Origin of the sequence: Actinosynnema sp. NPDC059335 (assembly GCF_042752395.1) — a bacterium.
GTDB lineage: Bacteria > Actinomycetota > Actinomycetes > Mycobacteriales > Pseudonocardiaceae > Actinosynnema.
Window position 1 is genome coordinate 1 of sequence record NZ_JBHYXZ010000054.1, and the last position, 9791, is coordinate 9791.

The window sequence follows — 9791 nt, forward strand, 5'->3', positions numbered from 1 at the left end:
CGCCGACAACAACAACACAGCCTCCCCCCCCCCCCCCCGCCGTATCACCCAGCGTAAACACAGCAAGAGTTGTTTTTTCGGCGTTTGCTACGGAGAGGCCTCGATGACGACCGGTTCGGGCCGGTGGTCCTCGCAGCCCTCCTCGTTGCCAGCGGGGACCACCTCGATCTCGCCGTGGTCCGGATACGGCGGCCGCGACTACACGACCCGCAGGTCGATGCCGTCGGCGGGCTGCCGGGCCTGTCGGGTCCGCGGGGGCCGGGTCCAGCCTGCGGTGGCGGCGATGTCGACCAGGCCCACCGTGGGCGGCACCTCGACGATGGTCCGGCCGTGCCAGCGCACCCACAGCGCGCGGTGCGCGGCGTCGACCTCGGCCAGCAGCTTGCGTAGCGACCACACCTTGCCGAACCGGTCGATCTCGATCGCCACAGCCGGTCCGGGCGACCGGGCGCACACGATGTCCAACCGGGCGTGCCGTTCGCCGCCTTGGGTGGCCCGGCTGATCCGGCCGGCCACCTCCAGCTTCGGGGTCCAGTCCTGTACGTGGCACCACGCCACGACTGCGCTGGTCACCGCCGCGGTCGCCTCCACCGAGGACAAGCCGGCCAACCGAACCGCGGCCAGGTCCCGGCAGAGCGCGGCCGCCAGCGCGGCGGTCTCCGCCAGGTGTTCCTCGTTGGCGTACTCGGCGTTCGGAGTCACCACCGCAGCTTCCCGTCCGCCGGGACACGAGACCATCGGCTGACAGGGTGCCCGGTCCGCGGCATGGATGGCCCGCACCGCGCCGCTTCGTCGTGCGACGTCAGGCCGACGCGGACGTCGCGCGGCGGGTCGAGTAGCTGCGGACACCGTCCGCGCCCGCGTAGTCGAGCAGCTCCTGCCAGCTCAAGCAGAAGTGGCCCGAACAGTAGAGATCGTCGGCATCGGCCATCCTCTGGAAGATCACGCCGGCGTGCGGGCCGCCGACGACCTCGACGCTGCCTCCGACTCGAGGCTTGCGGGAACCGGTGGGCATCGCGCCACCTCCGGGTGTCAGCGTGGCGCGAGGGCACGTCCTTCGCGTCCGGGTCGGCTCATCCTATGGTTCCGCCACGACGACTCCCGCCGCTGCCGCCTCGGACGGAAGACCGGCCTGCGTACTGCGACTGTGCACGTCAACGGTGCTCGATTGGTCCGGTCGTGCGGTCGGTTTCCCCGATCGGGTGCAGGTGCCCACCTGGCGGCTCTCACCCGTGGTGACCGGGCACTGTTGCCGCCACGGGCGTGTCACCGCGCCCGCCGATGCGGTGGGGGTAGGGGTTGAGCAGACGGCTTCGCGTGAAGTGGTTGGAGATCCGCGACGACCGGGGCGTGTGGCAGGACCGCTACGACCTGGACGGGTCGCTGGTGGCGGTGGTGGGCCCGATCGACCGGGGCAAGACGTCGATGACGGAGTGCCTGGACTTCCTGTTCGGCAGGCAGGTGCGGTTCCGCGGCGCGGTGGACCAGCGACTCCGGGCGGTGCGCGCGGAGATGGAGATCGGCGACGGCACCTACGTGGTGCGCCGCGACCGCTCACGGGCCGGGGTGGTGCAGGTCGCCGACGCCGGCGGCACGCCGGTGGGGGAGTTCCCGCTGGAGTCGCAGGGCGAGGTGCCGTCCTGGTCGACGTGGCTGCTGATGCAGCTGGGCCTGGACGAGAAGTTCGCCTCGGTGCGGCTGCCCAAGGACAAGCGGCTGACCTTCACCGAGGACCTGCTGCCGTTCCTGCACATCCGGCAGGAGGACATCGACCGGTTCGTCGTCCGCCCGGCCTCCCAGGACGACCGGCGCCTGGCGGTGCTCAACCTGCTGCTGCACCTGTCGGACCCGGAGGCCGAACGGCTGGCCGGCGCGATCACCGACCTGGACAACCACATCAAGTCGCAGCGCCGCAAGAAGCGGCAGATCACCGAGTTCCTCGACGACTCGGAGGCCACCAGCTCCGCCGCCCTGGCCGCCGACCTCGCGGCGCTGCGGGAACGGGAACGCCAGGCCCGGGACGCCCTGGCGGGACTGCGGCGGGCGGTCGACGCGGCCGCGGCGCACGCCGCGCACCTGCACGCGCAGGTCGACCAGGCCCGAACGAGGTTGACCACCGCCGAGGACGGCGCGGACTGGGTCCGGCGCCGCCACCAGGAGGCCCGTTCCAAGGTCACCGCGCTGGAGAAGTCGCTGGCCCGGCTGGAGGCGGTCACCGACGCTTCCCCGCAGGACCGGGACCGGCTGGCGCTGGAGTACCTGGCCTGCCCGGCGTGCGAGACCGACCTGCGCGACCGGGTGGTCGAGCCGGGGCAGTGCAGCCTGTGCACCGCGCCGCTGCCCGGCTCGGCGCTGGTCAAGGAGAAGGCGCACCTGCGCCAGGCGCTGGACGCGGCGCGCACGGCGTTGGCCGGCGTGGAGAAGGACCTGGTCAGCAGCGGCGAGGCGGTGCGGCTGGCCCGCGAACGGCTCGACATAGCGCGCCGCGCGGTCGACGCGCACCTGGCGGCCGCGACCGCACCGCACCTGGACGCCATCGCCGCGGCCACCGGCGAGTTGGAGGCGCTGCGAGCCCAGATCACCGCGCTGAGCAGGCTCCGGGTTCCGCACGACCGCCTCACTGCGATCGACCGCGACGTGCAGGACCGTCAAGGCGACCTCGACGTGATGCGCGAGCGCCACCAACGACTACTCGCAGGCCTGGTGCGCCCGGACGTCGCCCTGACACGGCTGAACTCGCTGTTCCGGCAGATCGTGCGCAAGTTCGGGCTGCCCTGGGCCACCGGCCGCGCCCGCATGGACCCCACGACGTGGACGCCGTTGGTCGACGAGCAGGACTTCGACCAACGCGGCGGCGGCTCGCGCACCGCGGTGTCGGTGGCCTACAGTCTCGCGCTGCTGCTCTACGCCCTGGAGGACCCGGAGGGCTTCCACCTGCCGCACCTGCTGATTCTGGACTCCCCGCAGAAGAACTTCGGCCGCAACAGCCACGACCAGGGCCTGGCGACCCGCATGTACGACTGGCTGACCACCTACCTGACCGATCGCCGCGAGTCCCTCGGCGGCCGCTACCACGACTTCCAACTGATCATCGTGGACAACAACATCCCCGGCATGGTCGAGAAGCACTTCAAGCCGCTGCACCGGTTCCGCGACACGGCCGGCTTCATCCGCGGCCTGGACCACCCCCACGGGCCGCCCGTGGCCGGCCGTCAGCTCGAACTCGACGAGCCCGACGACGAGGACTTCGACAGCGAGGACACCGACGTCGTGGAACCGGTCGGCTGAGCATCCGAACTGGTCAGAGGATGTTGTCCGGTGCTCGGGCGGCCAGGCGGCGGTGGTAGAGCCACATCGGCTGCCGTCCGGTCTTCCCGCACGCGGCGGCGATCTGCTCCCAGGTGAGGCCGCGGCGGCGGGCCTGGCCGATCAGCTCGGCCTCCAGTTGGTCGACGCCCTCGCGGACCTGGTGGTGCAGCACGGTCAGGGCCGCGAGGGTGTCGCGATCGTCGGCGACGGACATTCCGGGGCCGCCGGGATGGTCGCGTACCTGGCTGTGGGCGCCCCAGACCTTCAGCACCGACTCCAGGAAGCCGCTGAGGTTCTGGTGCATTCCCGAACCGGGCTCCCAGCGACGGTCCGTGAGGTGCTCCCACGCCTCCCACTTCACCGCCTCGAGGTCAGGGCGGTGAGGGTCGGCGGTGTCGTCGAAGTCGGGGCTCATGTAAACAGAACGTACACGGATCCGTATACGGATTGTTTACGCGTGGAGTGAGGCGCCGGTTGCCTGGTCGACGGTGTTGCAGGGTCATCTGGCCGGATGACCGTCCGGGCCGGGAACGGAGCGGCCGGGGCCGTGGCCTCCAACTCCTTGACCCACCACCTGGGCATCCGCAGTCCGTCGGTGTGACCGGTGATCCAGTCGGCGGCGACGCGCTGCCGGACCTCCGCCGTGCGACCGGCGGCGAACCCCTCGATGACGGCCAGCTCGGCGGCGAACTCGGCCAGGCGGGGCTGAAGCTCACGGGCGGCCTGCTCGCCTTGCTCGGCAAGCCGGCGCTCGGCGGCGGCTACCACGTGGTCGCCCTGCCACCGCAACTTCGTGTCGTCGAGGACCTTCTCTGCACCATGCAAGTCGACACGCCCACGATTTCCGGCCTGCGACCTGCTCAACTGTCGGATTGCATCGGCCAGGGGGCATCCTCGGGGCTCTTCCTTGGGGAAAGCCCAAGAGTGGCCAAGGTGTCGACCAGCACGTTTACTGCGCTGCGTTCACTTTTCTGCGTGAGATCGAGCGCGACGATGTCGCCGAGGAACCCCGTGGGCTTGAAGTCGTTCACACGGACCGGAAGGAGCAGTGTGTCCTGACTGCGCATGGACGCCATCTGGAGCTCAGCCTGGGTCCACGTGCTGGACAGATACGCCTCGGTCATGACCACGATGACGGCCGCTGCTGTTGAGATGGCCTCGGTGATGTAGGAGACGAGATTGGTCCCCGGAGTCAGATCCCAGTCGTCCAGCATGACCCGGTAACCGTTGCGCTGCAACACAGTGGCGACCCAGTTGGCCCAAGAGGCGCCATCGGCATGCGCGTAGGAGATGAAGATCGAGTTGCCCTTGTAGGTGGTGGTCGGCAGTCGATCTCGGGTGGCCCACTCCCACGCCTGGTGAGTCGTCATGGTCGTTGACGAGGTCAACAATGCCGAACCAGTGGAATCAGACTGGTCGGGCAGCAGCAAGGCGTTGGTCGAGACGTCCAGCGCGAGGGCCAATGCCACAAGATCATCAGCATCGACGCGACGCTGCCCCTTTTCGATCTTGGACAGTGCGGACAGCTGGATGGGGCGACCAAGCTCATCGAGCTTCGCCGCCAACTCGCCCAGGGTGAGGCGCCGGGAGCGGCGGATCGCCGCAATCCTTGCACTGACGCGCTCCCCGGTCGGCCCCAGGGCCTCCACCCGCTTCTCCATGTTCGCCATCTTAGCGAATTTCCCCAAAATCGAGAAGACTTGGCTGACTTGACGAATCGAGCGACGGTGTCCAGGCTAGAGGGGGACAAGGGCGGCAGAGTCGTTCATGAACGCAGACGGCTCCCGCGGGAACGGGAGCCGCCCGTAGTCCGGATCCGGCGCTAAACGGGAAGGGACTACGGACATGACAGTAGAGGGTTCCGACAAGCCCTCGGAAAACGATCATCGACAGCCTGCCTCCCAAACGGGTGGCGGGCTCTTCTCGGTGCGCACGTTCGCGCTCTTGGCCACCACGGTCATGGTGGCCTTCCTCGTGGGCGTCGGCGCAGCGGTGCCGATCGGCATGGCCGTCGGGCAGAGCCTCGGCATGGCGTGGGGGTTGCTCGTCGGTCTGGCCACCGGTGTCGGTGCAGCGGCTTGCGCCGGAATCGGCATGTTGGCTGCGCTTCACGCGATCGTGGGAGCACGGGAGTAGCAGGGCAGCTCCAGGTGGAACTGAGCTGCAAGGGCAGGCGTGGTCCGACCTGACGGCCGGACCACGCGATGGCCCTAGCTGCTTGGTGCGCGCCGAGGCGGTGGCGCCAGCCTCAATAACCCATGCTCCACGGTCAACCCGTCCGGGTCGAGCACGACCGTGTCCCCGGCGTCCACGGTCGCCGGCAGCACCGCCAGGCCCTTGACCTCGGCGTGCCCTTGGGCTCGTGCGGCAAGTTCGGCCAGCCTGTCCTGCCCGGCGGCACCGAACTTGCGCGTCGCGTCAGTGAACATCTGCGTCAACATGGCCGCCACCCGATCAGCGGCCACCGACAAAACCGTGGACCTCGATGTGCCGGTGCGCCCAAGTCGACCTGATCGTGTGAGCCGTCCTCGGCGCGCACGGTGACCGCGCGGACCGGGCTGTCCGCTTGGATCATCGCCGTGACCGACACGGCGTTTGAGGAACGTCGGAACGAAAACCAGCGCTAAGCCCTGATCATGACTTGACCTGCTGTGCGTCGGCACATTCCCGATCATGTGATCCCGAGAGGCACCTCCGCACGCTCAACGAGAACTCCGCGTGAGCGACGGAACGATCCGGTGATGGTCGATGGCCTGCTTCGGGTGATTCCGAACGAGGTGGATTCCCCCTCCACAGTTCCGATGGTGCCCTGGGTTCGAGGGCCGCCAACCAACCGAACCCGTTCGCAGGAGCCTGGCATGATCGGAATTCGACTCACCCACACGATCGCTGCGGCGACCGTCGCCCTGTCCACCGTCACCGCAGTCGGATTCGGCGAGGCCAGCGCGGCCGAAGACCTGCCTGCGAAATTCCTTCAGGACGATGTCATGATCCGCGAGGCCCCACGGCTCCAGGCCGTCGCACTCGGCCAAGGGGAATTGGACCACTCGGTGACCGCTCACTGTATCGCCCTGGGGGATACGGTCGAAGGAAGCAGGATGTGGATCCTGTTGACCGACAACACCAACGGCGTGCGTGGCTACACGTGGTCAGGCTACGTCGGCGTCAAGGCGACGATCGTGAACTGTTAAAGGGCGGATCGCGGTGCTCATCCCTGGTCCACGATCTTGGCCGGATCAGCGCTTTAGCGCTGGTTTCCGTTCCGATGTTCCTCAAACGCCGACACGACCCCAGAAGACCCCAAGGTGTTCGACCGGGCCGCGAGGATCCGCGAAAACGTCGAACCGCAAAAGCGTGCCCCGCGACTGCTGGTCGAACTGCTGCGCGACGGTGCCCGCGCCGGGCTGCCGTCGATCGAGTGGCCCATCGGGGTCCACCAGCCCGGCCGGGTGATCGGCACGGTCAACTACGACCGTGACGGCGCGGAGGAGGGCTTGCAGACCTTGACCGGCTGGTGCCGGGTGGCCGGTGCCGGTGACTTGAGCTGCACGCCCAACGGCAACAACGAGGGCACCCACATCGGGGCCTTCGCCGTCCCTGCGGATCGGCAGGTCGAGGTCTACCTGTGCATGAACGTGCCGGCCGAGGCGCCAGGGTTCGACCGCAGCTCACTGGATGAACCCGCACGCTGAAGGTGAACACGGGCGGTATTCGGTCGTATCCTGATGGGCACCACACAGTCAGGAGGGGCGCGGCCATGCCGCTGGACTTCACCACTCGGGGCTTCGACCCGCAGGACCCGGACGGGCCGCTGCGGCACCTGAGCAGGTCCGACGCCACCCGTACCCCGATGGACGAGGACGCGCCGTGGGTGGAGCCCGACTACACCACGGTGGCGCGCGAGGCCGACCTGGTCGGCGGGGGTCCGTTCCGCGACTGGCCCGGCCCGCCCATGATCATGCCCGCGGGGCTGCTGCCGGACGGCCGGCCCTGGGGCAACAGCGACATGGACAACGCCGAGCGGATCGAGGGCGTGCGGCCGCGTAACCCGGCGGAGGCCGAGGGGTGCGTGATCGCCTACAACCGCCAGCAGCGCCTGTTGCGGGAGGAGGCGGGGATCGACCCGGCGTTCCGTGTGCGCGGCGTCCTGAAGGACACCCCGGCGGCGTACGAGGCGATCGTACAGCTTCACCTGGCCGAGCGTGAGCGCCGCGCCCGGCAGCGTCGGGCTAGCTGACCAGCCGCAACACCTCACCCCATCCGATCACCGGCCGAACCGGCCGATGATTATCTATATAGACAGTAATTCCACTGTGGGCGGGCCCGGCGCGCTTGCACGGGTGTCCGGGCTCAGTTGAAGTGATCAGGGCTCAGCGAAGGTGACAAGGGGACCCCCGTGGCTCAGTTGATCTGAACAGGCGGTTGGATCGGCGGATGCGGGTGATCACTGGCTCGGCACCGGCCGCCCGAGGAGGGGTTCGAGGTGGCGTGGCTGGACGCTGACGGCGTCGAGCAGCGGACCTCGTTGGGCGAGGCGGCGTTGGTGCCGTTCGAGGCGGCGCGGCCAGTGCGCCGAGGGTGGACGGCGGGTCGCCGCAGTTGTGCGGTGTCTGTAGGCAAACAGGTCGGCGATGGTGTTCGCGTGGGTCGGGAATGGGCTGTGACGGAGGACGGCGGCTTCGGGGACGATCGTGAAGCAGCCGCAGCCGGGGTGTGGCAGGGTTCGACCGTGCTCGGGCCGGGGTTGTCGGTGCAGGCCGGGCGGGACGCGACGGTCGTCCACCAGGCGGTTCCGGCACGGGTGGTGTGGCCGGTGCGGGTCGGGGTGCCGCACACGCTGGCGGGGCACTACCGGGAACGCCGGGCCCACGCGGAACTGGCGGACGCGTTGAACGCGGGATGCCCGGTCGTACTGGTCGGGGCCGGGCGGGGTGCCGGTGTGGTGGTGTCGGGGATGGGCGGGGTCGGCAAGACCCAGCTGGCCGCCGACCACGCCTGGTCGGTCTGGTCCGACGAGGAGTTGGACGTGGCGGTGTGGGTGTCGGCGCTGTCGCGCGACGCGATCGTCACCGCCTACGCCGAAGCCGCCGAGCGGGTGCTGGTCGAGCAGGACCCGCGGATCGCCGACCGGCCACCCGAGGAAGCGGCGGGCCGGTTCCGGGAGTGGCTGGCGGGCACGACGCGCCGTTGGCTGGTCGTGCTGGACGACGTGCAGGACCCCGCCGACCTTCGCGGTCTGGACCCGCCACCCGGTGTGGGCGGGCAGGTGGTGGTGACCAGCCGGAGGCGTGACGCGGCGTCCGGGCGCGGTCACCGGGTGATCGAGTTGGACGTGTTCACCCCCGACGAAGCCCTGGCCTATCTCGTCGAGGCGCTGGCCGGCACCGCCGACGGCGGCGACCGGGACCGGCTGGCGGGGTTGGCGGCGGAGTTGGGGTGGCTGCCGTTGGCGTTGAGCCAGGCCGCTGCCTACCTGGCCGACCAGCCGCTGCTCACCGTCGCCGACTACCGGGCGATGCTGGCCGACCGGCGCCGCACCCTGGCCGACCTCACCCCGCCCGAACACGCCCTGCCCGAACACCAACTCACCATCGCCGCGACCTGGTCGGTCTCCATCGACCGCGCCGGCCGCGCCGACCCGGCGCGGCCGCTGCTGGAGATCGCCGCCCTGCTCGATCCCAACGGCATCCCCCTCGCCGTGTTCACCGCACCGCCCATCCTTGACCACCTCACCGCCCGCGCGGGCCGCGAGGTCCACCCTGAGGACGTCCACGACGCACTGACCCGACTTCACCGGTACAACCTGGCCACCCTCACCCCGGACCGCCCGGAACGGGCGGTGACGGTGCACGCCCTGGTCCAACGCGCCGTCCGCGACACCCTCACCCCCGACCACCTCGACACTCTCGCCCGCACGACCGCAGACAGCCTCCGCACCATCTGGTCCGAGATCGACACCGCCCACTCCGGCCTCGCCCAAGCACTCCGCGCCAACACCACCACCCTCCACACCCGCACCATCCCCGCGCTGTTCACCCCAGCACTCCACGACGTACTAGAACGCGCGGCAGACTCACTGGCCGACAGCGGGCAAGTCCACGCCGCCCTCGTCTACTGGCAGACCCTCCACGACCACGCCGACTCGCAGGTCGGCCCCGACCATCCCACCACCCTGGGCATTCGCCGCCATGTCGCCGTCGGGCTGGATGCGGCCGGTGGCCCTGCCGACGTGGTCGCCGCACTCGAGGCGCTGCTGGCAGACGAGCTGCGGGTGCTGGGACCCGACAACCCCGACAGCCTGGTCACCCGCCACGACCTCGCCTTCTGGCGGGGTCTGGCCGGTGACGCGGCCGGCGCGGCCGCCGGTTTCGAGGCGCTGCTGGCAGACGAGCTGCGGATGCTGGGCCCCGACCATCCCGGAAGCCTGGCCACCCGCTACGACCTCGCCTGGTGGCGGGGTGAGGCCGGTGGGCCGGCCGACG

At 69.9% G+C, this 9791-nt stretch carries 12 protein-coding genes; 6 read left to right on the plus strand and 6 right to left on the minus strand.

The window, feature by feature from the left end:
• Positions 1-198: 198 nt before the first annotated feature.
• Positions 199-705, minus strand: a complete 507-nt coding sequence (locus ACFXGA_RS18545; protein ID WP_378089388.1) for a hypothetical protein — start codon at positions 703-705, stop codon at positions 199-201.
• Between the two features lie 97 nt (positions 706-802).
• Complete coding sequence (locus ACFXGA_RS18550; protein ID WP_378089390.1) at positions 803-1015, minus strand: hypothetical protein; 213 nt, start codon at positions 1013-1015, stop codon at positions 803-805.
• A 302-nt stretch (positions 1016-1317) separates the two neighbouring features.
• On the opposite strand from ACFXGA_RS18550, the gene ACFXGA_RS18555 reads away from it, so the two are divergent.
• Positions 1318-3288 (plus strand): hypothetical protein, encoded by a 1971-nt coding sequence (locus ACFXGA_RS18555; protein WP_378089391.1) that lies wholly within the window; start codon positions 1318-1320, stop codon positions 3286-3288.
• A gap of 13 nt (positions 3289-3301) precedes the next feature.
• Here the strand turns inward: ACFXGA_RS18555 and ACFXGA_RS18560 are convergent, their stop codons facing one another.
• Genes ACFXGA_RS18560 through ACFXGA_RS18570 form a run of 3 tightly spaced genes read right to left on the minus strand, consistent with a single transcriptional unit; the run spans position 3302 to position 4970 of the window.
• Positions 3302-3724 carry a hypothetical protein gene (locus ACFXGA_RS18560; protein ID WP_378089393.1) on the minus strand — a complete coding sequence of 141 codons (423 nt, stop codon included), beginning with the start codon at positions 3722-3724 and terminating at the stop codon, positions 3302-3304.
• Complete coding sequence (locus tag ACFXGA_RS18565) at positions 3721-4173, minus strand: hypothetical protein (RefSeq protein WP_378089395.1); 453 nt, start codon at positions 4171-4173, stop codon at positions 3721-3723. Before ACFXGA_RS18565 ends, ACFXGA_RS18560 begins: the two co-directional genes overlap by 4 nt.
• Complete coding sequence (locus ACFXGA_RS18570; RefSeq protein ID WP_378089397.1) at positions 4170-4970, minus strand: TIR domain-containing protein; 801 nt, start codon at positions 4968-4970, stop codon at positions 4170-4172. Before ACFXGA_RS18570 ends, ACFXGA_RS18565 begins: the two co-directional genes overlap by 4 nt.
• Before the next feature lie 184 nt (positions 4971-5154).
• On the opposite strand from ACFXGA_RS18570, the gene ACFXGA_RS18575 reads away from it, so the two are divergent.
• The gene (locus ACFXGA_RS18575; protein ID WP_378089399.1) at positions 5155-5445 is read left to right on the plus strand and encodes a hypothetical protein; all 291 of its coding nucleotides are present in this window, start codon (positions 5155-5157) and stop codon (positions 5443-5445) included.
• A gap of 74 nt (positions 5446-5519) precedes the next feature.
• Here ACFXGA_RS18575 and ACFXGA_RS18580 read toward each other — a convergent pair whose 3' ends face one another.
• Complete coding sequence (locus tag ACFXGA_RS18580; RefSeq protein WP_378089401.1) at positions 5520-5750, minus strand: hypothetical protein; 231 nt, start codon at positions 5748-5750, stop codon at positions 5520-5522.
• A gap of 300 nt (positions 5751-6050) precedes the next feature.
• On the opposite strand from ACFXGA_RS18580, the gene ACFXGA_RS18585 reads away from it, so the two are divergent.
• The 4 genes from ACFXGA_RS18585 to ACFXGA_RS18600 form a co-directional block, all read left to right on the plus strand.
• Positions 6051-6500, plus strand: coding sequence for a hypothetical protein (locus tag ACFXGA_RS18585; protein ID WP_378089403.1), 450 nt, complete (start codon positions 6051-6053; stop codon positions 6498-6500).
• Positions 6501-6614: 114 nt separating this feature from the next.
• Positions 6615-7001: a hypothetical protein gene (locus ACFXGA_RS18590; protein WP_378089405.1), complete on the plus strand. Its 387-nt coding sequence runs from the start codon at positions 6615-6617 to the stop codon at positions 6999-7001.
• A gap of 65 nt (positions 7002-7066) precedes the next feature.
• Positions 7067-7546: a hypothetical protein gene (locus ACFXGA_RS18595; RefSeq protein WP_378089407.1), complete on the plus strand. Its 480-nt coding sequence runs from the start codon at positions 7067-7069 to the stop codon at positions 7544-7546.
• A gap of 246 nt (positions 7547-7792) precedes the next feature.
• A partial coding sequence (locus tag ACFXGA_RS18600) for an NB-ARC domain-containing protein (protein ID WP_378089409.1) occupies positions 7793-9791 on the plus strand: 1999 nt, incomplete at its 3' end.